At 70.3% G+C, this 21,654-nt stretch carries 20 protein-coding genes; 13 read left to right on the plus strand and 7 right to left on the minus strand.

Going from position 1 to position 21,654, the window contains the following annotated elements; translation table 11 throughout:
* Nucleotides 1-70: 70 nt before the first annotated feature.
* Both FM051_RS26465 and FM051_RS26470 read right to left on the minus strand, forming a co-directional pair.
* Nucleotides 71-1,564 carry an Nramp family divalent metal transporter gene (locus FM051_RS26465; RefSeq protein WP_158847885.1) on the minus strand — a complete coding sequence of 498 codons (1,494 nt, stop codon included), beginning with the start codon at nucleotides 1,562-1,564 and terminating at the stop codon, nucleotides 71-73.
* Between the two features lie 143 nt (nucleotides 1,565-1,707).
* Nucleotides 1,708-2,613 (minus strand): GDSL-type esterase/lipase family protein, encoded by a 906-nt coding sequence (locus tag FM051_RS26470; protein WP_158847887.1) that lies wholly within the window; start codon nucleotides 2,611-2,613, stop codon nucleotides 1,708-1,710.
* A 122-nt stretch (nucleotides 2,614-2,735) separates the two neighbouring features.
* On the opposite strand from FM051_RS26470, the gene FM051_RS26475 reads away from it, so the two are divergent.
* Nucleotides 2,736-3,473, plus strand: coding sequence for a DUF6333 family protein (locus FM051_RS26475; RefSeq protein WP_158847889.1), 738 nt, complete (start codon nucleotides 2,736-2,738; stop codon nucleotides 3,471-3,473).
* 15 nt (nucleotides 3,474-3,488) lie between these two features.
* Here the strand turns inward: FM051_RS26475 and FM051_RS26480 are convergent, their stop codons facing one another.
* Nucleotides 3,489-5,174, minus strand: coding sequence for a sigma-70 family RNA polymerase sigma factor (locus tag FM051_RS26480; protein WP_158847891.1), 1,686 nt, complete (start codon nucleotides 5,172-5,174; stop codon nucleotides 3,489-3,491).
* 289 nt (nucleotides 5,175-5,463) lie between these two features.
* On the opposite strand from FM051_RS26480, the gene FM051_RS26485 reads away from it, so the two are divergent.
* The 4 genes from FM051_RS26485 (at nucleotide 5,464) to FM051_RS26500 (ending at nucleotide 11,645) form a co-directional block, all read left to right on the plus strand.
* Nucleotides 5,464-6,501 (plus strand): LacI family DNA-binding transcriptional regulator, encoded by a 1,038-nt coding sequence (locus FM051_RS26485; protein WP_238412664.1) that lies wholly within the window; start codon nucleotides 5,464-5,466, stop codon nucleotides 6,499-6,501.
* A 172-nt stretch (nucleotides 6,502-6,673) separates the two neighbouring features.
* The gene (locus FM051_RS26490; protein WP_238412665.1) at nucleotides 6,674-7,954 is read left to right on the plus strand and encodes an extracellular catalytic domain type 1 short-chain-length polyhydroxyalkanoate depolymerase; all 1,281 of its coding nucleotides are present in this window, start codon (nucleotides 6,674-6,676) and stop codon (nucleotides 7,952-7,954) included.
* Between the two features lie 115 nt (nucleotides 7,955-8,069).
* Nucleotides 8,070-9,524, plus strand: coding sequence for a glycoside hydrolase family 62 protein (locus FM051_RS26495; protein WP_158847892.1), 1,455 nt, complete (start codon nucleotides 8,070-8,072; stop codon nucleotides 9,522-9,524).
* A 273-nt stretch (nucleotides 9,525-9,797) separates the two neighbouring features.
* A complete protein-coding gene (locus FM051_RS26500) occupies nucleotides 9,798-11,645 on the plus strand; it encodes a glycoside hydrolase (RefSeq protein WP_158847894.1) in 1,848 nt (615 codons plus the stop codon).
* Nucleotides 11,646-11,925: 280 nt separating this feature from the next.
* Here FM051_RS26500 and FM051_RS26505 read toward each other — a convergent pair whose 3' ends face one another.
* Nucleotides 11,926-13,080, minus strand: a complete 1,155-nt coding sequence (locus FM051_RS26505; protein WP_158847896.1) for a trans-sulfuration enzyme family protein — start codon at nucleotides 13,078-13,080, stop codon at nucleotides 11,926-11,928.
* 64 nt (nucleotides 13,081-13,144) lie between these two features.
* Here FM051_RS26505 and FM051_RS26510 point away from each other — a divergent pair, with 64 nt between their 5' ends.
* On the plus strand, nucleotides 13,145-14,572 hold the full coding sequence (locus FM051_RS26510; protein WP_238412666.1) for an aminotransferase-like domain-containing protein: 1,428 nt from the start codon (nucleotides 13,145-13,147) through the stop codon (nucleotides 14,570-14,572).
* Nucleotides 14,573-14,600: 28 nt separating this feature from the next.
* On the opposite strand, the gene FM051_RS26515 is transcribed toward FM051_RS26510, so the two are convergent.
* Entirely contained in the window at nucleotides 14,601-15,248 is a 648-nt protein-coding gene (locus tag FM051_RS26515; protein ID WP_158847898.1) for a TVP38/TMEM64 family protein, read from the minus strand.
* Nucleotides 15,249-15,475: 227 nt separating this feature from the next.
* Between FM051_RS26515 and FM051_RS26520 the strand changes: the two genes are divergently transcribed.
* From FM051_RS26520 to FM051_RS26535, 4 genes are all read left to right on the plus strand, one after another.
* The gene (locus FM051_RS26520) at nucleotides 15,476-16,297 is read left to right on the plus strand and encodes a DUF3152 domain-containing protein (protein ID WP_158847900.1); all 822 of its coding nucleotides are present in this window, start codon (nucleotides 15,476-15,478) and stop codon (nucleotides 16,295-16,297) included.
* 72 nt (nucleotides 16,298-16,369) lie between these two features.
* Nucleotides 16,370-16,762 carry a DUF6153 family protein gene (locus tag FM051_RS26525; protein WP_238412667.1) on the plus strand — a complete coding sequence of 131 codons (393 nt, stop codon included), beginning with the start codon at nucleotides 16,370-16,372 and terminating at the stop codon, nucleotides 16,760-16,762.
* An 81-nt stretch (nucleotides 16,763-16,843) separates the two neighbouring features.
* Nucleotides 16,844-17,470 carry a DUF305 domain-containing protein gene (locus FM051_RS26530; RefSeq protein WP_158847902.1) on the plus strand — a complete coding sequence of 209 codons (627 nt, stop codon included), beginning with the start codon at nucleotides 16,844-16,846 and terminating at the stop codon, nucleotides 17,468-17,470.
* Between the two features lie 252 nt (nucleotides 17,471-17,722).
* Nucleotides 17,723-17,989, plus strand: coding sequence for a hypothetical protein (locus FM051_RS26535; protein ID WP_158847904.1), 267 nt, complete (start codon nucleotides 17,723-17,725; stop codon nucleotides 17,987-17,989).
* A gap of 210 nt (nucleotides 17,990-18,199) precedes the next feature.
* On the opposite strand, the gene FM051_RS26540 is transcribed toward FM051_RS26535, so the two are convergent.
* Nucleotides 18,200-19,066 (minus strand): NmrA family NAD(P)-binding protein, encoded by an 867-nt coding sequence (locus tag FM051_RS26540; protein ID WP_158847906.1) that lies wholly within the window; start codon nucleotides 19,064-19,066, stop codon nucleotides 18,200-18,202.
* A 62-nt stretch (nucleotides 19,067-19,128) separates the two neighbouring features.
* On the opposite strand from FM051_RS26540, the gene FM051_RS26545 reads away from it, so the two are divergent.
* Nucleotides 19,129-19,464: a winged helix-turn-helix transcriptional regulator gene (locus tag FM051_RS26545; protein WP_158847908.1), complete on the plus strand. Its 336-nt coding sequence runs from the start codon at nucleotides 19,129-19,131 to the stop codon at nucleotides 19,462-19,464.
* 158 nt (nucleotides 19,465-19,622) lie between these two features.
* Here the strand turns inward: FM051_RS26545 and FM051_RS26550 are convergent, their stop codons facing one another.
* Nucleotides 19,623-19,820: a hypothetical protein gene (locus FM051_RS26550; protein ID WP_158847910.1), complete on the minus strand. Its 198-nt coding sequence runs from the start codon at nucleotides 19,818-19,820 to the stop codon at nucleotides 19,623-19,625.
* A gap of 230 nt (nucleotides 19,821-20,050) precedes the next feature.
* Here FM051_RS26550 and FM051_RS26555 point away from each other — a divergent pair, with 230 nt between their 5' ends.
* On the plus strand, nucleotides 20,051-20,887 hold the full coding sequence (locus FM051_RS26555; protein WP_158847912.1) for a hypothetical protein: 837 nt from the start codon (nucleotides 20,051-20,053) through the stop codon (nucleotides 20,885-20,887).
* A gap of 229 nt (nucleotides 20,888-21,116) precedes the next feature.
* On the plus strand, nucleotides 21,117-21,347 hold the full coding sequence (locus tag FM051_RS26560) for a hypothetical protein (RefSeq protein WP_202919034.1): 231 nt from the start codon (nucleotides 21,117-21,119) through the stop codon (nucleotides 21,345-21,347).
* Nucleotides 21,348-21,654 lie beyond the last annotated feature (307 nt).

Here is a 21,654-nt window from a genome sequence, read left to right on the forward strand (position 1 = left end):
GGGTCGGTGTGGGTCGGGTGGGATTGGTGGCCATGCCGGCTGGCGGCGGATTGCGGTGGGGCGCGGTGCGTCAGAAGCGGATCAGGGCGGTGCCGGTGATGAACTCGTAGGCGAAGTTGACGAAGAAGAACCCGAAGAACAGGACGTTCAGCACCAGCAGCACGTAGTGCCACGGGCGGGGGCGGGCCGGGCGGGGTAGCTTCGAGTTCAGGTACATCAGCGCGAACGGGAAGATGAGCGCGCCCAGGTTCGACATGTTGGCCGAGATCTGGACCAGCTCCACGGGCAGCGCCAGGTGCAGTGCTCCGGCGATGATCGCCAGCACCAGGAGCATGAACGGGTAGTAGAACCGGCGTGGGTCGCCTTCGATTCGCTTGCGCAGCTTCGGGCTGGTGGCGTGCACGGCGTCGGTGAAATTGCGGACCAGTGCCTCGAAGATCCCGAGCTGGGTGGAGAACAGGATCAGCACCCCGACCACCAGCATCAGGTAGAACATGCCGCTGCCGTACTGCGCGCCCAACTGCTCGGCGGCGAACGTGGGCACGTTGGCCGCCGTCGGCTTCTGGCCGGACGTCGCCACCACGTGCGCCATCAGGATCGTCGGCAGCAGGATGCCGACCATCGCACCACCGAAGAACACCAGCCACAGGTCGACCAGCAGCAACCGGTACCAGCGCCGCCAACGGCTCGCGTTCTCCGGTGTGTCGCGGAACGTCACGCCGACCGGCCGCACTTCCTGCCGTCCGCCGCGCAAACCGGACAGGAACCCGACGCGGTGGCCCATGCCGTAGCCCTTGTCGCGGTAGTGGTTCATGGCGTACCAGTTCAGGCCCGACGCCAGCGCGGTGAACCCGGCCAACGCTCCCAGTTGGGTCGCGGTGATCCCGGCGGGCGGTGCGGAGGGTGTGACCAGGCTGCGGATCGCCTCCCACCACACGTCGAACGGCACCACCACGAGGTCGACCACCAGCAGCACTACGAGCAGTGAGCCGACCATGACCCAGTTCGACAGCTCCAGCGCGCGGGAGATCTTGCGGGCGGTCAGGGTGATCAGGAAGACCACGAGGAGCAGCGCGATCGCCAGCAGCCGCACCCACTCGACCTCGCCCGGTTGGTGCACCCTGCCGGTGATGAGCGCGAACAGCCCTTGGCCCGCGCCGGCCGCCCAGCCGCCGAAGACGAACGCGAAGTAGAAGATCAGCAGCGAGAACGGCACCCAGAACTTCCACCCCGGCGGCACCCGGCCCCAGCCCACTACTGGCACCTCGCCGGTCGCCACGACGTACCGGGAGATCTCCACGTTGTAGAAGGTCTGCAGCACGGCCGAAACGAGGATGACCCAGCCGACACCGATGAACCCGTACTGCCCGACCGCCTGCGGCCCCAACAGCCACTCGCCGCTGCCGATGGAGATGCCCAACGCGATCAGGCTCGGCCCGATGACGAACTGCACCACCTGGCGCGGCCCGAGCCTGCGGACGTTGAAGACCTCTTCGGGCTCCGGGAGGTCGTCCAGCGCGAGCGGCGGCCTGCTGGTGCCGAGTGGGAACGTGGGCTGCGTCATCGCGACCTCCCCGGTTCACCCCATTGTCGGACCCACGTCAAGGTCACGCCGGACAGCGCACGAACCGCCGCAGCGCACTTCTGATCACGCGCTTGGGCATGGGAGGTCGGATCCTCGTCATCCCGTGGTGCGGACGCCTGGGATCAGCGGCCCGTGGCCGTCAGGACGGCGGAGGCGATCGCCTCGTGGCCGGCGGCCGTGGGGTGGACGTCGGTCTGGCCGCAGAAGTACGTCAGCGCGCACACCTTCGCCACGGGTGTCGGGATCGGGCCGTACGTGGGATCTTGGGTCACCTCGGTCAACGGGCCGTAGCCCCCGGTGGTGGCGGTGACGTCGACGAACGTCGCCCCGATCTTGTCGTACTCGGCTTTGAGGGCGGTGTTGAAGAAGTCCCGGAACAGCGGCACCGACAGGCGCGCGAGGCTCTGACCGTCCGGGAACACCGGGGACACCCACGCGCCGAGGAACACGTCCGGGTAAGTCAATCCCACGATCGGGGCATCGCCTGCGGCTTCGCGCAGGGCGGGCAGGGTGGCGGCCAGGTTCGCCCGGACGTCGGCCACGGCACGGGACGCGCACGCCAACGCGTCCTGCGCCTGTGCGCACGGCGCCAGGTCGTTGCCGCCGATCACCACCGTCACCAGGCCCACTCGCCCCTGGTGCTCGCGCAGCGCCTGCACGGCCGCGTCGAGTTGCGTGCGGCCGGCCGGGTCCGGTGCGTCGGGGGCACGGTTGCCGGGGGCGCAGCCGGGGGCGCCGCGCATCTGCGCGGACGTGGCGCCGCTGCACGCCAGGTTGATCAACCGCAGGTCCGACTGCCCGGCGACGAGGTAGGCGAAGCCGTCGCGGGTGGCGCCCGCCGGTGTGCCGGCCTCCGCCGGTCGGTAGCCGGTCGCGTACGAGTCGCCCAACGACACGTACACGCGTTCGACCGGCGGTGCGCTGGACGTCGTGGACGTCGTCGCGGGAGTCCCGGTCGGCCCTCCGGTGCACGCTCCGAGCGCCACCAGCAGCGCCCCGATCAGTGCCGATCGCCGAAGTCCCGGCACGTCGACCCCTTCCGTCCGGAATGTGACCCGTCCCCCGGTTTCCCAGGCTACAGCGGGATTAACCCGTGCTGTCGAGCCACAGTGGACCGGTGGTGTCGGAGGGCGCCGTTACGGTGACGGGCATGATCGACAACGGTTTCTGGGAGACGCCGCCGGACCAGGAGGTCGACGGCTACGGCGAGGGCACCATCACCCTCGTCTTTCCCCCTTTCCAGCCCTATTCCCGCCCCACTCCCGCCAGCGCCGCGAATTTCGCCCCGCACGACCCGGTACGCGCCCGAGCCTTCGCCGAGTCCTTCCCCACCGTCGAGGCCATCCTGGAAGAACTTCCCCTCACCGACGCCTCCCCCGAGTCCGCGGCGACACGAGCCGACCTGGAGTTGGTCAGGGTCGGCTGTTGGGGCAACGTGATCGCCATCTCCGACTACGCCCTCGCCGACCGCGGCCTCGTGTGCCCGCTGCTGGACGTGACCAGCGCGCTGGCCGAGCGCCACCCCGAGGCCCGGATCATCGGGGACGCGAGCGTGAACGCCGGGGAGACTCACGTCGAGACCGCCATCCACCTGCCCGGTGGGCTGGAGCTGTACTCCGAGGGGTGGCCCGCCACGGACGGCCACTTCGAGTTCCGCGGCTCCGTCCACGACATCGCGCGCGCCGTCGGCATCAGTCGTGAAGCCCTGGCCGAGGAATACATCCACCTGGACGAGGAACCCTCGGCCATTCCCTTGGAGCACTTCGGCCGTGTCCTGCTGTGGCCGTACAGCCCGTGGGGCCGCGCGGCCCTCGAGATGTCCCACTTCCGTGTCCGCCACACCAAGAACGCCACGGCCCACATGGAGGAGATCTGGCTCCCGGACTAGGTGACGAACGCCGGCCTACTTCTTCGGCGTGACGACGAGGGGGATTTCCACCGCCACGGGTTGCCCGGAACCGGCCGTGATGGTGCCGGTGATCGTGCCGCTGACGGCTTTCGGGCCGGCGAGGAGCCGGAAGACGAACGTCACCGTGCCGCCGGGCGCCAGCTCCTGCTTGGCCGTGCACGTCACCGTGCCCTTGCCCGCATCGCACCCGACGGTCTCGTCCTGCTCGCCGTCTAACGACACCAGCGGCTCGCCCCGCAGGTTGTTGCCGGCGCCGACCACCTGGACGCCTTCGGGCAGGGACAGCACGAGTGTCGGCGTCGGAACGGGGGTCGAGCCGGTGTTGCGGACGGTGACGGGCATGTCGACGGGCGGCCCGCCGGTGCCCATGGCGAATTCGTCGGGCACCAGCGGCTCGACCGGGGGCTCGTCGGGGCCGCTGGTCGTGGGCGCTCCCGTCGGAACCGGTTCGGAGGGGTCGTTCGCGGGTCCCGTGGTGGTCGACGACGTCGTGCCGGACGGCGTGGTGGACGTGGACTGCGTCTCCGAAGTCGACCCGGGCGCCTGCTGGTCGAGCCGCACCGTGGGCGGCTGGGCGTCGACCGTCGGCACGACCGCCTGCTGTTCGGTGTTCAGACCCCACACGACGGCGACCACCACTGCCGTGGTCGACGCCGCGACGCCGAGCCACTGCGATGTGGCCGTGACGGAGTTCGTCGCCGCACCCGCGCCCACCGCACCCGCGCCCACCGCACCCGCGACGGCCGTGCCCGCCTTCGCCGATCCGGCGGCGGTCGTGGCCAGGTAGCCGGTGACGCTCGTGCCCAGCACCAGCGGCGCGATGACCGCGCGCAGCGTGCCGTTGACATCGGCCAGTTCGGCGGCCAACGCACGGCAGCTGACGCACTCGTCCAGGTGCACCTCGACGTGCGCCGTCTCCCGCCGGGTGAGGCCGCCGCGGGTCCACGCGCCCAGCTTGGCGACGGTGGCGCGGCAGCGGTCCGTGGGGTTGTTCGCCAGGTGCGCCTGGAGGTAGGCCGTCTTGAGGCCTTCGCGCGCCCGGTAGGCCAACGCCGACGCGCCGTTGGCGGTCAGCCCGAGCAGCGGCGCCAACTCGGCGGCCGACTGGCCCTCGATCTCGGTCTGCCACAACACCGTCTGCCACCGTTCGGGCAGGCTGGCGAACGCCCGGCTGGCCAGCGACCGCTCCAGCGTCGCCACGGCCGGGTCGTGGAAGGGCACGGTGGTGACCTTCTCGACCCCCGACACCGCCTCCACGTCGTCGGCCAGCTTGAGCCTCTTGTCCTTCCGCGTCTTGTCGTACGCGGTGTGCCGCAACGCGGTCAGCAGGTAGGCGCGGAACGCCGAGTCCGGCCCGCCGCCGGCCCGCAGCGTGTCGAGGACCTTGGCGAACGCGTCCGAGACCAGGTCCTCGGCCTCGGCGCTCGACCTGGACAGGTGGCGCGCCAGGTTCCGGGCGGCCCGGACGTGGCGCTCGAACAACAGCCCGTACGCCTGGATCGCCCCGCCGCGCACGGCCTCGATCAGCTCGGCGTCCGAGGGCGGCCGGGAGGACTGCGACACGTCGGACGCACTCGGCACCGGCTCCGGCTGGAGGGCCTGGTCGAGGTCGTCGCGCAGCGCGTCCACGTCGGCGGTCCCCCACCGGCGCAAGTCGTGCTCGTCGGGATGCCCGATCAACCGGACGTCTCCTTCCCCAGCACGGCATACGTGGCGTGCACCGCGGACCATATCGAAGGCCTGGCCGCAAGTTTCATCGAGATACCCTATGCGGGCCAACCCCTGACACGTTTACCCGCAAGTCCCCTCCTCGGGTGAATGCTTCACCCGGGCGGCGGTACGAGAAGTTTCGCTGACAATGGCGAATTATTTCGACGAAACGGCGATCCTCGGTACGCCGAACGGCGCACAACCACGTGCCGAGCGGTCATGATCGATTCGGCCGGACGGCTTCCGTAGACTGCGGACCGTGACGGACATCGCGGACGGCCGGCGGCGGGGGCGTCGACGGGGAGAGCTGACGGTCGCGACCATCGCACAGCTCGCCGGGGTGTCCAAGCCGACCGTGTCGAAGGTCCTGAACGGCCGGGCGGGCGTGGCGCTGGAGACCCGGCAACGGGTCGAGGCGCTGCTGCGCGAGCACGGGTACCGCCGCCCGGAGGCCATCGCGCCCGCGGCCATCCTCGAAGTCGTGTTCTACGGGCTGGAACGCCACATGGCGATCGAGATCATGCGCGGCGTGGAGCCGGTGGCGCGCCGGCACGAGCTGGCCGTCGCGTTCACCGAGGTGGTGGAGCATGCGCCGGGCCGGACCTGGGCCGAGCAGCTGCTGGCCCGGCACCCGGTCGGCGTGATCGCGGTGTGCTCGGCGTTCACCCCGGAGCAGCACGCGCTGCTGGCCGCCAGCGCGATCCCGCTGGTGGCGCTGGACCCGTCCGGGGAACCGCTGCACGCCACGCCTTCGGTCGGCGCGACGAACTGGAGCGGCGGGATCACGGCCGCCCGACACCTGCTCGACCTCGGCCACCGGAAGATCGCGGTGATCGGCGGACCTCCCGAATCCCTGAGCGCCCGAGCCCGGTTGGAGGGCTGCCGGGCCGCGATGGACGCCGCCGGCACGCGGCTCGACGACCGGCTGGTGCGCACCGTGGAGTTCAGCTTCGAGCACGGCCTGGACGCCGGCGTCGAGCTGTTGAGCCTGCCGGACCGGCCGACCGCGGTGCTGTGCGGCAACGACCTCCAGGCGCTGGGCGTCTACGCGGCGGCCTGGCGGCTGGGCCTGCGCATCCCGCAGGACCTCAGCGTGGTCGGCTTCGACGACATCGACAACACCCGCTGGTGCTCACCGCCGATGACCTCCGTGCGGCAGCCGCTCGCCGAGATGGGCGCGACGGCCGCCCGGATGCTCCTGACCCTCGCCGCCGGGAACTCCCCCACCCACAACCGGATCGAACTCGCCACCACCCTCGTCGTGCGCGGCAGCACGGCACCGCCCGCGCAAGCCTGACGCCCTCGGGCGTCACGGGGCGTTATTGAGACGGCATGCGTCCCTCTGGACCTTGTCTTCCGAACTGTTTCGCTCAATACTCCTAAATGTTTCAGCGCCGGAACACGAGTAGGGCACGGGGAGTCCCCCGATGCCGACCACATCCATGCCTCGTTCCGGAGGACTGACACCCGTGAGACTGAACAGCAGAACGCTGGGCGCAGCCGCGGCGACCGTCGTGATGGCGATCGCGGCGGCGTTGACGTTCGCGGCACCGGCACCGGCGGCGAGCCTGACCGAAGTGACGAACTTCGGCACCAACCCCACCAACCTGCGCATGCACCTGTACGTGCCGGACCGCGTCGCGGCCAAGCCGCCGATCCTGGTGGCGATCCACTACTGCGGCGGCTCGGGTCCGGCGTTCCACTCCGGCACCCAGTACGCGTCGCTGGCCGACCGGTACGGCTACATCGTGATCTACCCGTCGGTGACCCGCAGCAGCAAGTGCTGGGACGTGTCCTCGCCGGCGGCGCTGCGGCGCGGCGGCGGCAGCGACCCGGTCGGGATCATGGCGATGGTCGACTACGTGAAGCAGCGCCACAACGCCGACGCGGGCCGCATCTTCGCCACCGGCACCTCGTCCGGGGCGATGATGACCAACGTCCTGCTCGGCGACTACCCGGACGTGTTCAAAGCGGGCGCCTCGTTCGCCGGTGTGCCGTTCGCCTGCTTCGCCACCACCAACGGCTCGGAGTGGAACAGCCAGTGCTCCGGCGGCCAACTCATCAAGTCGCCGCAGGAGTGGGGCGACCTGGTCCGCGCCGCCTACCCCGGCTACACCGGGCCGCGACCGCGGATGCAGATCTGGCACGGCACCAACGACGACACCCTGCGCTACCCGAACTTCGGCGAGCAGGTCAAGCAGTGGACCAACGTGCACGGCCTGAGCCAGACGCCGACGTTCACCGACACCCCGCAGTCCGGCTACACCCGCACCCGCTACGGCAGCACCGGCGGCATGGCGCAGGTCGAGGCCATCAGCATGCAGGGCATCACGCACAACCTGCCCGTCGACGCCGCACAGGTGATCCGCTTCTTCGGCCTCGACAGCGGCACGTCGCCGACCACCACCACCACGGCGCCGCCGACCAGGACGGGCTGCCGGGTCGCGTACTCGGTGAGCGCCTGGAACACCGGCCTCACCACGACGATCACCATCACCAACACCGGCAGCCTGGCGGTCAACGGCTGGAGCCTCGCGTTCACGCTCCCGAGTGGACAGACCATCACCAGCGGCTGGAACGCCACCTACTCCCCGACCAGCGGCCCGGTGACCGCCAAGAACGTCGCCCACAACGCCACCATCGCCCCCGTCAACGGCTACGTGAGCATCGGCTTCCAGGCCAACCACACCGGCAACACCGGCGAACCGACCTCGTTCACCCTCAACGGGCAGGAGTGCGCCGTCGTCTGAGCCCACGGCCACCGCGACCCGGCGGTCCTGGGTCTGTGTCGTCCCGGTCGCGCAGTTGTTAGCGCTAACAGCCCCTTTTCGCACAACGCACCACCTCAACGGAGAGGAGTCCGGGATGCGGCATCCCACCCGACTTCGCACTCACCTGTCCGTCATCGCCGTCATCGGGTTGGCCCTGGCCGGGACGACGGTCGCGCTGTCCGCGCAGGCCGCGGCGGCGCCCGGCTGCTCGGTCGAGTACTCGGTGACCTCGCAGTGGTCCGGCGGGTTCGGCGCGAACGTCACCGTCAAGAACCTCGGCGACCCGATCAACGGGTGGACGCTGACCTGGTCCTACGCGGCCGGGCAGCAGGTCACGCAGGCCTGGAACGCGTCGGTGACGCAGTCCGGCGCCCAGGTCACCGCCAAGAACGTCAGCTACAACGCCGGCATCGCCACGGGCGCGAGCGTCGCGTTCGGGTTCAACGGCTCCTCCACCGGCAGCAACCCGGCGCCGACCGCGTTCACGTTGAACGGCACGGCCTGCACCGGTGACGTCGGCCCGACGACGACCAGCACCACGACCACCACGACGTCGGTCACCACGACGACCTCGAACCCGCCCGCGGGCAGCCTGCCGTCGAGCTTCCGCTGGTCCTCCAGCGGGATCCTGATCAGCCCGAAGCCGGACTCGTCCCACGCCAACGTGGCGGTCAAGGACCCCAGCGTGGTCTACCACAACGGCAAGTGGCACGTGTTCGCCTCGACCTACACCACCGGCTACAACCTGATGTACACCAGCTTCACCGACTGGTCGCAGGCCTCTTCCGCACCGCACACGTACCTGGACACGACCGCGATCGGAGGCGGCTACAAGGCGGCGCCGCACGTGTTCTACTTCGCGCCGCAGCGGCTGTGGTACCTGGTTTACCAGACCGGTGACAACGCGTCGTACTCGACCACGACGGACATCGCCAACCCGCAGTCGTGGAGCGCGCCGAAGAAGTTCTACGCCGACGGCATGCCGCAGATCATCCGCGACAACATCGGCGCCGGCTACTGGGTCGACTTCTGGGTCATCTGCGACACGGCCAAGTGCTACTTGTTCTCCTCCGACGACAACGGCCACCTCTACCGGTCCGAGACCACGGTCGCGAACTACCCCAACGGGTTCACCAACACCGTGATCGCCATGCAGGACGCCAACAAGAACCGGCTGTTCGAGGCGGCCAACGTCTACAAGATCCAGGGCCGCAACCAGTACCTCCTGGTGCACGAGGCCATCGGCTCCGACGGCAGGCGCTACTTCCGCACCTGGACCGCACCCGCCATCACCGGGCCGTGGACCTCGCTGGCCGACACCGAGGCCAACCCGTTCGCCCGGCACAACAACGTCACCTTCCCCGGCGGGGTGTGGACGCGCGACATCAGCCACGGCGAGATGCTCCGCTCCGGCACCGACCAGATCATGGAGATCAGCCCCTGCAACCTCCGCTTCCTCTACCAGGGCATGGACCCCAACGCGGGCGGTGACTACAACCGGCTGCCCTGGCGACTCGGTCTGCTGACCCAGACCAACTCCACCTGCTGACCTGACGGGACCTCCCGAGAGCAGCAGACATTCCGGCAACGCGAGCGCGGACGCGCGGCACCGCGTACCGCGCTCGCGTCGGCCGGAGTGGTCGCCCGGAGTAGTCGCCGTCCGGAGTGGTCGACGACGAACCGACACCGTGCCGAACCACGCCGGACATCCGCCCGCCACAACCGCCCATGCCGCAACGGATACGGCCACCGCGCGTCCGGCACGGCCGGTGGAGACCGTCGAGTGTCCGAGTGTCCGAGTACCCGAGTGTCAGGAGGAACGATGCAGACCAGAACAACGCGAATGGGCGCGACCCTGGCGGCGGTCGTCACGGTGACGGCGTTGGCCGGTTACCTGGTCGTGGCAGGCGAGCGCACCGCGTTCGCGGCCTCGGCCGTCACCATCGACGGTGCCCGCACCCACCAGCGCATCGACGGGTTCGGGATCTCGGAGGCGTTCGGACAGGCCAACGCCATCCGCTATTTGGGCGACACCCCGCTGCGCAAGCAGGTGCTCGACCTGTTGTTCAGCCAGACGAACGGGGCCGGGTTCAGCATCCTGCGCAACCTGATCCCGTCGGACCCCGCCCACACCATGCTGCCGAACGCCCCGTCGAGCCCGTCCGCCACGCCCACCTACGTGTGGAACGGCTCCGACGACGCCACCGACTGGGGCCAGTTGTGGCTCACCAAGCAGGCCAAGAGCTACGGCGTGTCGACGATCTACAACGACGCCTGGAGCGCTCCGGGCTTCATGAAGACCAACAACGACGAGGCCAACGGCGGCACGCTGTGCGGGGTCCCGGGTGCTTCGTGCGCCAGCGGTGACTGGCGGCAGGCCTACGCCAACTACCTCGTGCAGAACGTCAAGAACTACGCCTCCGTGGGAATCACCGTCCCCTACCTGGGGTTCCTCAACGAGCCGACCTGGACGACCGGCTACTCCAGCATGCTGATCAACCCGGCGCAGGCGGCCGACTTCTCGAAGGTCCTGGCCGCCACCATCCGCTCGGCCGGGCTGTCCACCAAGGTCGTCTGCTGTGAGACGCTCGGCTGGAACAACCTGCCCAGCTACACCAGCGCGATCCTGGGCGACTCGGCCGCCGCGTCCGCCGTGGGCGTGTTCAGCAGCCACGGCTACTCCAGCGCGCCGAACTCCGTCGTCAACACCGGCGGCAAGCCCGTGTGGCAGACGGAGTGGTCTCACGGTCAGGGCACGTTCAACGCCGCCTGGGACGACAGCAGCGCCCAATCCGGGTTCTCGTGGGCGCAGAACATCCACAACGGGCTGGCCAACGCGAACCTCAACGCGTTCCTGTACTGGTGGGGCGTCAGCAACAGCACGTCGAGCAACAGCGCGCTGATCCAGCTCAGCGGCACGACGCTGAACTTCGCCAAGCGGTACTACTCGTTCGTCAACTACAGCCGGTTCATCCGGCCGGGCGCGGTCCGCATCGGCGCCACCACGGGGGACGCCAACCTCAAGGTCACCGCGTTCAAGAACACCGACGGTTCGGTGGTGATCGTGGCCCTCAACGCCGCCGCCGGCGCCACCCAGACGTCGTTCACGCTGCCCGGCACCGGCATCACGACCGGCTCGGCCACCCCGTACCTCACCAACGGGTCGAACAACACGGCGCGGCAACAGCCGGTCGCCGTCACCGGGGGCGGGTTCAGCGCGAACGTGCCAGGCCGATCCCTGGTCACGTACACGATTCCCGCCGCCGGCGGCCCGCCGCCCACCTCGACCACGACACCCACGACGTCCAGCGCGACCACAACGTCCAGCGCGACCACGACGTCCACGTCCACCACGACCACCACCGCTCCGCCCAGTGGTGACGGCTGCAGCGCCTCGGTGTCGGTGAACCAGTGGAACGGCGGCTTCGTCGCGACCGTCAAGGTGACCGCCGGGGCGTCGGCGATCAACGGTTGGCGGGTCACGCTCACCCTGCCGACCGGCGCCACCGTGACGAACACCTGGAACGCGGTGTCCGGTGGCAGCACCGGCACGGTCCAGTTCGGCAACGCCGGCCACAACGGCCGGATGGCCGCGGGCCAGGCGACCGAGTTCGGGTTCCAGGCCACCGGCAGCGGGTCCGGCTTGACGCCGACCTGTTCCACCGCGTGATACGGGCGTGCTGTTCCATCGCGTGACACCGGTGTGCCCGCCACCCCGCCGCGCCGTGCCGCCTCCTTCTTTCCCGGCAACGCTGGGGGCGCGGGAAAAGTTTCCGCAGATCTTCCATTGACATTCGCTTCGCTCGATCAGGTGATCTCGAGCTGTCATCGGGAGATCTGGGTTCGTGGCGGGCACGCCTGCGGGTTCAGCCGTCCACAGTAGGCGGTCAGGGTTCAGCCGTCCACAGTAAGCGGTCGGGGGTCGGTCGTCGAGAGTATGCGGTCGGGGGTCAGCGGTCGAGGGCTTGGGAGATGTCCTGCCACAGGTCGTCGGCGTCCTCGATGCCCACCGACAGCCGGATCGTGCCGCCGGTGATGCCGCTCGCGTTCAGCTCCTCCTCGGTGAGCTGGCGGTGCGAGGTGCTGGCCGGGTGCAGCACCAACGTCTCCGCGCCGCCCAACGACGGCGCCAGCCGGACCAAATCCAGGCCGGTGACGAACTTGCGGCCCGCCTCCACGTCCGCCAGGTCGAAGGAGAACGTGCTGCCGTAACCGCCGAGGAAACCGGTCGCGACGGCGTGACTGGGGTGCGTGTCGAGGCCGGGCCAGTACACCGCGCGCACGGCCGGGTGCGCGGCCAGGCGGTGGGCCAGGACCTCGGCGTTCTGCTCGTGCCTGCGCATCCGCAGCGCGAGGGTGCACAGGCCCCGGATGGTGAGCCAGGCCGCGAACGGGTCCGGGGTGACGCCCAGTTCGATCGAGTGGTGCCAGGTCGCGCGGTACCGGGCCTGGTCGGCGAAGACCGCGACGCCGCCGGTCACGTCGCTGTGGCCGCCGAGGTACTTCGTGGTCGAGTGGACGACCACGTCCGCGCCGTGCTCGATCGGGCGGCACAGCAGCGGTGAGGCGAAGGTGTTGTCCACGACGACCATCGCGTCACCCGCGACGGCGCTGAGCGCGGGCAGGTCGCTGACGTGGCCCGTGGGGTTGGCGATGGTCTCCAGGTAGAGGATCTTGGTCTCGGGTCGCAGCGCCGCGCGGACCTCGTCCGGGTCGTGGCCGCCGACGTACGTGACGGTGATGCCCCAGCGCTCCACCAGGTCGTGCAGCAGGGCGAGGGTACCGCCGTAGAGCGCGCGTTGAGCGATCACGTGGTCACCTGCCTTGAGGTTCGCGAGCAGCACCGCGTTGATCGCGCCCATCCCGGACGAGGTCGCCAGCGCCGCCACACCACCCTCCAGCGCCGCGATCGCGTCCTCCAGCGCCCGCACCGTCGGGTTGCCCAGCCGCGTGTACACGAACGCGCCGTCCGGCCTGTTCATCCCGTCGGCGAAGGCGTCGAGGTCGTCGAACGAGAAGCCGGACGTCTGGTAGAGCGGCACGGACAGGGGCTTGCTGGTCAGGGCGGGGACTTCGGTGTGCACAACGCGGGTGTCAGGCTGCATGCGTCGAGTCTGGGGTCCGAAAGTGGTGTGGCAGTAGGTCCAATCCGGCTAGATTGGTCTCATTGTGAAGCCAATTGCGAAGCCGATCGCCGCGAAGCCGATCGCCGTGGACGACCTGGCCGGACGGCTCGGGCGCTGGTCCGCGGGCCGGGGGTCGCTGTACCTGCTGCTGGCCGCGCGCCTGCGCGAGTTGATCGACGAAGGGCTGCTGCCGTCGGGCACGCTGTTGCCGCCGGACCGGTCGCTGGCCTCGGGTCTCGCGGTCGGGCGGACGACCGTGATCGCGGCGTACGACCTGCTCAGGCAAGAGGGACGGCTGACGCGGCGGCGTGGCAGCGGCACGTGGGTGTCACCGGGTGGCGGTGCGGCGGCGGCCCGTCCGGAGACCGCCAACCCGATGTTCGTGAACCTCCTGGAGCCGCCCGACGGTGTGCTGCAGTTCGCCTGCGCCGGTCCGCTGGCACCGCCCGATCGGCTGGTCGAGGCCTGTCGGCGGGTGGCGGACCGGCTGGCGGTCGTGGACCTGGGCTACCACCCGTCCGGGCACCCGGCGCTGCGTGCGGCGCTCGCCGCCCGGTACAGCGGTCTCGGCGTGCCGACCGGCTCCGACCAGATCCTGGTGACCACGGGAGCGCAGCAAGCGCTCGCGCTGCTGACCCGCGCGCTGGTGCGGCCGGGTGACGAGGTGCTGGTGGAGGCGCCGACGTACCCCGGCGCGTTGGACCTGTTCCGGGAGGCCGGTGCGGTGATCCGGGCGGACGACGACCTCGCGGGCGCGCTGGGCAGGTGCAAGCCGGCGCTGGTGTACGCGATGCCCGCGTTCCGCAACCCCACCGGCTCGTCGATGAGCACGTTGGAGCGCACCCGGCTCACGCGGGTGGCGGGCGACGTGCCGCTGGTGTTCGACGAGGTGCTGGCGGAGTTGGACCTGACCGGGGCGCCGTCGCGGCCACCCGTTCCGGAGGCCGTCACGGTGGGGTCGCTGAGCAAGGTGGTGTGGGGCGGGCTGCGGATCGGCTGGGTGCGGGCCGATGCGGCGCTCGTGGGCCGGCTGGCCCGTTTCAAGGCGGTGCAGGACCTCGGCAGCGCTGTGTTGGACCAGCTCGCGGCGGTGGAGCTGCTGGCCGACTTCACCGCCGTGCGCTCCGCGCGTGTCACGGCGTTGCGGCGGCAGCACGACCACCTTTGTGCGCTGCTGCGGGAGGAGCTGCCGGAGTGGGAGTTCACGGCCGCGGCGGGCGGCCAGACGTTGTGGGCACGGCTGCCGGGCGTCGACGCGGCGTCGTACGCCCAGGTGGCGCTGCGGCACGGGGTGGCCGTGCTGCCCGGCGGCTCCCTCGACCCGACCGGCGGCAGCACCGACCGGCTGCGCCTGCCGTTCACCGCCGAACCGGAGGTGATCAGCACCGCCGTGGCGGGTCTGGCCGCCGCGTGGCGGGCGTTCGCCGCCGAACCCGCGCGCCCACGGCTCGTGCCGTCGATGTCGGTCTAGCGACGGCTGGGTCGGTCCGGCGGTCGGTCTAGCGGTCGCCGGCGGGTGCTTGTTGGGCACGAAGAAGCAGTTGCCTGCCCCACACGACGCCGATCAAGGCCAGCACCAGCCAGGCCGCCGCTGCCGCGATCGAGCGGGGTGAGTCGAGGGCGAGTGCGGCGTCACCGAGGGTGGCGGCGAGGGCCGTGGTCGGGAGCAGGCCGAGCGCGGTGCCGGCGGCGAAGGAACTCGGGGCGACGGCGGTGACGCCCGCGCCGTAGTTCGAGACCGCGAACGGGATCACCGGGAGCAGTCGGAGCACCACCGTGGCGGCCAGGCCGTTGCGCTCGAAGACCGAGTCGAGCACTCGCAGCCTTCCGGAGCCCAGCCACCGGGCGACGGACCGCCGTCCGAGCAGGCGGGCGGTGAAGAAGGCGATCAGTGCCCCGGCCGTGAAGCCGACCACCGCGATGACCAGTCCGGGCAGGACTCCGAACAGCAGGCCGGACGCCGTGGCCAGCACGGGTTTCGGGAAGAACGCCGCCGTTCCCGTCGCGCACAGCAACAGGAACACCAGCGGCGCCCACGGTCCGTTGCCGTCGATCCAACCGCGGAGCTGCTCGGGCTCGGGCAGGTCGACCAGCACGGCCACGACGGCGAGCGCTAGGACCACAACGGCCAGGCCGATCAACCGCACGCGCCCCACCGTCTCCCCCAACCACTCTCACCCGCGCCGATCTACTATGAGCCATAGTAGATCATGTGTCATCCTGAGCCGCGATGAAACCCTCACTCCGCGATCGCGCCGAATCGAGTCGCAGACAGCGCGCCGACCAGCCGCTCGTCGCCCGACAGCGTCCAGCCGACCGCCGCAGGACGGCTCGACCGCGCAAGCGCTCGACCCGCGGGAAGGTCGCCACGGCGGTGAGCGTACTCATGCTCGCCGGGCTGACCGCCTTCGTCGTGCGCGAGACCGTCACATCACCTCGCCCGCCGGCCCTGGTGGCGACACCGGCCACCTCCGACGGGCACGCCGAGGGCGGACCGGAGGACGGCGGGCACGCCTCCCCCGGCCGCACTCCCCCGGCGCCCAACCCCGACCCGGCGCTGTTCGACGCGGCCACCGCCTCTGCGGAACTGCCGCCCGGCGGGGAGTTCACCGCGCAGGGCGGCAAGAAGTGGACGGTGGTCCCCGGTACGGCACCGGCCGTGGGCGGAGTGAACCGTGTCACCTACACGGTCGAGGTCGAAGAGGGCATAGGGCTCGTCGGCGGTCCGGAGGGCTTCGCCGCCGACGTCACCACCATCCTCGCCGATCCGCGCGGGTGGATCGGCGACGGGCAGCACGGGTTCCAGCGGGTCGACACCGGCGAGCCGGACCTGCGCATCAGGCTCACGTCCCAGCTGACCACGCGTGATGTGTGCGGGTTCTCGATCCCGCTCGAAGGGTCGTGCGCCACCACGGAGGTCGTGACGGTCAACGTCGCCCGGTGGGTGCGCGGCGCGGTGTCGTTCCAGGGCGCGTTGGTCGAGTACAAGCAGTACGTGGTCAACCACGAGGTCGGGCACGGCCTCGGCTACAACCACAAACCGTGCCAGGAGAACGGCGCGCTCGCCCCCGTGATGATGCAGCAGTCCTGGGGCGTTTCGAACGACTACCTGGCCGCGCTCGGCACGGATCGGGTGGTCGTGGACGGCAAGGTGTGCCGGCCGAACGCTTGGCCGTACCCGACCGGGAGCCGTTGAGCGACCGGGCTGGGCACCCCTGTCAACTATGCACCATAGGACGTCCGCCGGCGATTTGTGTATCGTGACGACGTGCTCCACCGAGTCCGCACCCGAGCCTCGCAGTGGGCCTTGGTGTGGGCTGTCGCGTTCGCCGTGGTCGGTATGCACCACCTCGGCACACAAGAGTCGGCCGTGCGACCGACGGCCGCCTCGGCAGCCGCCACCGTGGTCGACTGCTGCGCCGACGACGCGTCCGAAGAGCACAGTCCCGGCTCCGGCGGGCAGCACGACATGCTGCACCTGTGCCTGGCGATCCTGGCCGCCGCACTGGGCCTGACCCTGGCCCTGCTCGCGGTCCGCGGCCGGCGCCTACCCGAACGGTTCGAGTCGTTCGCCACCCGGGTGACACGTCCGCGGTCCCCTCCCCCGAGACCCGGCGGCGCATCGGCGCTGCTGGCGAACCTCTGCGTGCTGCGGCTGTGACAGGCGGCGCGTGACGTCCTTCGTGGACGCCGACGCGACGCCACACGACCGACTGGATTTTTCAACACCGCAGAGGACACCATGACCAGGAAGAACCTGGTCGGGACGGCGCTCGCCGTCCTGACCACCGGACTCGTGCTCACCGCGTGCGGCAGCGGCTCCGACACCGGTTCCGGCGGCCACGACATGGGCAGCATGACCGGGACCACGAGCGCCACCAGCACCGCGGCCGCCGCGCCGTCGGGCGAGCACAACGACGCGGACATCACGTTCGCGCAGGGCATGATCCCGCACCACCAGGGCGCGCTGGAGATGGCCGAGCTCGCCGAAGGCCGGACGTCCAACGCCAAGGTGCTCGACCTCGCGTCGCGCATCGAGAAGGCGCAGGACCCCGAGATCAAGACCATGACCGACTGGCTCAAGGCCTGGGGCGCCGAAGCGCCTACCGGCATGCCGGGTATGGATCACGGCACGTCGATGCCCGGCATGGGCACCGAGGAAATGGACATGCTGAAGCAGGCCAAGGACGCCGGCTTCGACAAGATGTTCCTGGAGATGATGATCGAGCACCACCAGGGCGCGATCGACATGTCGAACACCGAGCTCCAGCAGGGCTCCAACGCCGACGCCAAGAAGCTCGCCCAGGACATCATCGACGCCCAGCAGAAGGAAATCACCGAAATGCAGGACCTGCTCAAGACGATCTGATCCGGTGAACACCGACGTGCGGGCGCGTCACTGCGCCCGCACGTCACGTACGACTGCCTCACACCCTGTGCCGCTCGAAAAGTCATCGCTGCAGGTCAAGCGGCGTGTCTGTACTCGTTGACGAGTCCGCCCGGGATCCGGGTGCGCGGCAGTCTGCGGGTGTCGAGGTCGTGCGGCGGGACGGGGTGCTGGTGCCTCGGGTGGTGGTCGGTCGCGGGCTTGGTGGGGTCGGTGCCGGAGGAAGGCCAACGCATGGAGCCGCTTGCCGACCAGGGTGTCGACGTGGAGGAAGTCCGCCGCGATGATGCCCTCGGCCTGGGCGGCGGGGAACTCGCGCCGGGTCGGGCCGCAGCGGCGTGGGGCCGGGTCGATGCCTGCCGCGCGCAGGATCTGCCGGACCGCCGAGGCGGCGATCCGGTGGCCGAGTCGGGCCGACTCGCCGTGGACGCGTCGGTGTCCCCACCGCGGGTCCTCCTCGGCGAGCCGCAGCACGAGCGACCTGATCGCCGCCGGGTTTGACGGGCGTCCGGTGCGTCGCCGGGCGGTGTGGTCCCACCTCCCGGCTCGGTGCTCGCCGAGCAGTGCCCGCAACAGCTCGCCAGGATACTCCGCAGGCTACGACAGCCGGTCCCGTGAACACCCGAGAAGATCACGGTTCCCTCGGCTCAACGGCTCACGCGGTGAGGCCCGGCGGTCCGGGCGCGTGCCGCGGCGGGCGCTATCGGTCCGTCACAGGCCGATGTCGGCAAGCCACTGGCTTGTGCTCCGGGGGGCGATGCCCAGCAGCTTCTGGGCGGAGTGTTCGGGCGCGATCGAGAGGTCCGGGAGCATGCCCACGGACTCGTAGATTGCCGCGACGTCGGCGGCGGGGCCCTCCCCGATCAGGGGAGCGACAGAGGTCCGGAAGTGCTCGGGGGTGATCGGCTCGAAGACCACGTCCCGCCCGAGCCGGGCGCCGAACGCCTCGGCCAGGTCCGGTCCGGTGATCGCCGGGTACTGCCCGACGGAGACCACACCGGTGACGTCCGGGCGATCGAACAGGGCGACCGCGACGTCGGCGATGTCCAGGTGCGACGCCCACGAGACGGGGAAGTCGGCCCGCACCGGGTAGGGCAGCACACCCCGCTCCCGGACCGCGTCGAGGACGTACGGCATGAGCAGGTTCTCCAGGTACAGCGTGGGCGCGATCACCGCATGGGCCACCCCACTGTCCGCCAGGCCACGGACCAGCGTCGAGGCCGCGCTCTCGACAGGCTCCCCCTGACGGCCGTCGCCGGCGGGGTCGGGCGAGGAACCGCTGGTGGAGAACACCACGCGGGCCGGCCGGGCCGCGCGGACGGCGGCGACGATGTTGCGCGCATAGGCCCGGCGGTCCTCTTCCGAGGTCATCGGCAGGTGGACGAACACCCCTTCGGCGTCGCGGTAGGCCCGGGTCAGTTCCGCGGTGGAGGAGTAGCCGGCGGCCACCACCGTCGCGCCAGGCACGACGGCATCCGTGTTGCGGGTCAGGGCGACCACGGGCTTGCCCGCGGCGACGAGAGCGGCGACGACAGGGGCACCCTGGGCGCCCGTGGCGGCATGGATCACGTAGGTCATGACCCATTAGTGCATGGGATGCACCAGTTACATCAACTGCACTAATGGGATAAGCTGAAAAAGTGACGAACCCCTGTCTCCCCGAGTGCGGCGTCGCCCGGTTCCTCACCCTGCTCAACGGGCCGTGGGCCACCCTCATCGTGCGCGAACTCCTGCACGGTCCTCGCCGCTTCACCGAACTGCGCGACGCCCTGCCCGGCATCAGCCCTCACACCCTGACCAGCCGGCTGCGCCAGTTCGAGGAGCACGGCATCGTCACCCGCACCGCCTACGCCGAAATCCCGCCGCGCGTGGAGTACCGGCTCACCGCCGCCGGAGAGGGACTGCGCGAGGTCCTGGAAGCCATGGCCACCTGGGCCATGTCGATCCCGGCCCCCGCGCCGGACACAGCATCCTGAACGGCGCCCGGGGCCAAAACCTATCCTGATCGTCCCCTGGTTGTTCGGAGTCGGGTTGCTGGATGCTCGCCGAGCTATAGAAGGTTGAACCATCAGGGTTAGGTCGCGGCGTGTCGGGCTGACTGTGGCCGATGGGTGCGGCATGTGGTTCGGGTGCGCTATCCCGATGGTGGCGAGCTGACGGCCGGGGGCGGGCCCGGCGTGAGGCGGTCCGGTTGCAGGCGGCGGAGTTGTTCGGCCAGGGCGTGCCGGTCGGAGCCGACGATGGTGACGGGCAGTCCGTCGCAGGTCGTTTCGGCGTGCACGGCAGGCGTACCCACCAGCGACCACGCAGCCGCCACGGCGAAGCTCGCCATCGCGCCTACCGAGGATCTGGCAATGGATTTGCGCACAGCGATCTCATTCCAGTTCGCCGCGTAACGCGGAACCGGTCGATCACAATGGGAGAGCTGCACAACTCATGTATGTCATCGCCCGCACCAGGCACGACGTTACGGCCGAAAATTGCGGAATGCTCCCGAAAACGCCGACAGCGAATGTGACGCGAGAGGCTGACCCGGGTGGTAAAGCTTGGCATACTGCGAAGATGGCCACTGGACTCGTCGGCTGGGTGGAACGGCGTGCGTTGCGCGGCTCCGGGCGGCTGGCCGCTTTCGCCGCGGGCTACCTGTACCGGCGTTCGCGCTATCGGGCCTCCCCCTACGTGGAGTCGCTCGTGCGGGTGATGTGCCAGGCCCCGGACGAGCGGGTGGCGGGTCGGGCGCGGTCGGCGCTGGAGCAGGCGTGGCACAACCAACCGCTGTCGCGTGAGCGCATCTGGAACGGCATCCGGAACGTCGTGCGGGCCGAGGCGGAGAGGAATCGCCGCAATGGCCGCGACCTGCCGTGGGTCGTCATCCTGGCGCTGCTCGACGTCCGGCCCGACCTCGTGCACCACTACAACCAGCAGGAACTGGCCCAGAAGCTGCTGGGCACCCTGGCCGGCCCGGAACCGCTCCACGTCGTCGACGCGTGCCGCCGCATCCTGCGCGGACTGCCCTCCGGGGCCGGCCGGGAACTGGTCTGCGAGCAGGCCATCGCCGGCGACGCCGAGGCCCTTGCCGCCGCGGTCGACGCCGAGTACGTGCCCGTCGAGCCCACGCGGGTTCCGCTCTTCCTGTTCTGCACCGAGCAGTGGGACCGCTACGACCGGCTGGATCCGGCCGGGCGTGAACTCCGCAAGCACCGCCACGGCTACACGGACGCCGACTGGCACCGGCTCGACGAGGTCGCCGACCGCACCGGGCGCGCCTGCCCAACTCCTCCTCGACCACGCCCGCCGGCCACCTCGCAGCCGTCCACGTCCGCCCGCACAACCGGCGGCACCGGGACGTCGGGCTCGGGCGGGTTCAGCACGGGTGGGTTCACGGTCCACGGGGTGTGAGGACCAGCAGGCGGATTCGTCGCGTGCCGTTCACCGCTTGCCGCCCGGCGCGGTGATCATGCGCAGCCCGCGGCGCTTCGGGCAGGACGTGCCGGGCCGGCGCACGCGCAGGGGTGCCCGCTCGGCTGGTTGGTGGCGGCGGATTGGTGCCTGGTGCGGTGCACGGCGATGCCGACCAGGACCGACGCGATCCTTCCTGTCGTGCGAACGTGCCTGTCGAGGGTCTCTGGTGTGCCGGCGCGGCGGCGCGCTCGGGTTGCGGTTGCGGTTGCGGGACCTGGACCGTGACCGGTGTCTGATTCTTCTGCGGGAGAAGGGCATGACGTCGCGGTGGCAGCCGGTGTCGCCGACGCTGATGGACAGCCTGGTCCATCACGCCCACCAGCGCGGCGCGCGGGAGCCGGACAGCCCGGTGCTGCGCTACCACGACGGCAACCCGCTGACCCGCAAGCGCTTGTAGCTCGCGGGGGGTAGTCGGCGATGGGGAACCGGGCTTCTCATCCCGCAGTGGAGGCGGAGCGTGCGGCATGACGGCGTCATCCGCACACTTCTTTCGGCACGGTCGTTACCGCGAACTGGTTCTCTACCCGCTGGCCTGCAGTGGTCCTCGGACCGTTGGTGATTCCCGCCAGGACGCTGAAGGTCGCCGCCGTCAAAAAGTAGTCGCCTGATAACCGACGCGACGGCTGGCAGGGGCCGGGAACCCAGCGCCGGCCCATGAGGTCCTCAACGGACCTGCGAACGACACCTCAACGATGCACGGCGGG

The sequence above is a fragment of the Saccharothrix deserti genome (genome assembly GCF_009769385.1).
In the GTDB taxonomy this organism is placed as follows: domain Bacteria; phylum Actinomycetota; class Actinomycetes; order Mycobacteriales; family Pseudonocardiaceae; genus Actinosynnema; species Actinosynnema deserti.